Genomic DNA, 1504 nt, shown 5'->3' on the forward strand with positions numbered 1-1504 from the left:
CCCGCTCTCCATCCCGTCTCCATGCCGGTCACCGGCACCGTCGCCGACACCCATCGCGCCACCGCCGAGATGCGGCGGGCCGGCGTGTCGGCCCTGGTGGTTCTGGGCGGCGACGGCACCCACCGGGCGGTGGCCGCGGACTGCGGGACGGTGCCCATCGCCGGCATCTCCACCGGGACCAACAATGCCTTCCCCGAACACCGCGAACCGACGATCACCGGGCTCGCCACCGGGCTGGCGGTCACCGGCCGCGTGCCGCCGCACGTCGCCTTTGCCGCCAACAAGCGGATCGACGTCTCCCTCATCAACGGGGCAAACGGCGCCACCGTCACCGACATGGCACTGGTCGACGTCGCCCTGGTGACGGAACGCTACATCGGCGCCCGCGCCCTGTGGCGGACCGAGAATTTCCGCGAACTCTACGTCACCTTCGCCGACCCCGAGGCGATCGGCATGTCGGCCATCGCCGGCCTGCTGGAACCCGTCGGCCGCGAGGAGAGCGGCGGCCTGATGGTGCGGCTGTCGCCGGACGGGGATTGCCGCAAGGGAACCACCACGCTCCACGCCCCCATCGCGCCGGGGATGATGGCGGAGGTCGGCGTCACCGACTGGCGCCGCATGCCCGCCGACGTGGCCTTCGTGCCGGAGGTCACCGCAGGCTCCATCGCGCTGGATGGCGAGCGCGAACTGTCCTTCAGCGAACGCGACCGTCTGTCCCTGACCTTGAAGGACGACGCCTTCCGCACGGTCAACGTCGCCGCGGTCATGCGGCACGCCGGCCGGAACCGGCTGCTGACCGGCACCCCGGTGCCCGTCGCCGCCGCCTTCTAACCACCAAACATCAATCAGGGAGAAAACACCTCATGGCCCAGAATCCCTTCCCCCTCGGCAAGGACGAGCTGCTGAAGGCATACCGCACCATGCGGACGATCCGCGAGTTCGAGGAACGGCTGCACGTCGATTTCGCCAAGGGCGACATCCCCGGCTTCGTCCACCTCTATGCCGGCGAGGAGGCCTGCGCCACCGGCATCATGATGCACCTGAACGACAATGACCGCATCGCCTCCACCCACCGCGGCCACGGCCACTGCATCGCCAAGGGTGTCGACGTCCACGCCATGATGGCGGAGATCTACGGCCGCAGCACCGGCGCCTGCCGGGGCAAGGGCGGGTCGATGCACATCGCCGACCTGTCCAAGGGCATGATGGGCGCCAACGGCATCCTGGGCGCCGGCGCGCCGCTGATCTGCGGCGCGGCGCTGGCGGCCAAGGTGCGCGGCGACCGCGGCGTCGGCATCACCTTCGTCGGCGACGGCGCGTCCNACCAGGGCACCTTCCTGGAGAGCCTGAACCTCGCCGCGGTGTGGAACCTGCCGGTGGTCTTCGTGGTGGAGACAACGGCTATGCCGAATCCACGGCGATGGAATGGGCGGTGTCCTGCGACAGCTATGTCGACCGCGCCCACGGCTTCGGCATGCCGGGCGTCACGTTGGATGGCACCGAC

1 protein-coding gene and 1 pseudogene are annotated in these 1504 nt (G+C 69.9%); both read left to right on the forward strand.

Features of this window, described 5'->3' with window-relative positions; genetic code table 11:
- Positions 1 to 831: NAD(+)/NADH kinase (locus tag I71_RS33705; RefSeq protein ID WP_042704573.1), on the forward strand; the 831-nt coding region annotated here is incomplete at its 5' end.
- A 32-nt stretch (positions 832 to 863) separates the two neighbouring features.
- Positions 864 to 1504: pseudogene (locus I71_RS33710) on the forward strand (thiamine pyrophosphate-dependent dehydrogenase E1 component subunit alpha); the annotation flags it as partial.

The organism is Azospirillum sp. B506, from assembly GCF_000333595.1.
In the GTDB taxonomy this organism is placed as follows: domain Bacteria; phylum Pseudomonadota; class Alphaproteobacteria; order Azospirillales; family Azospirillaceae; genus Azospirillum.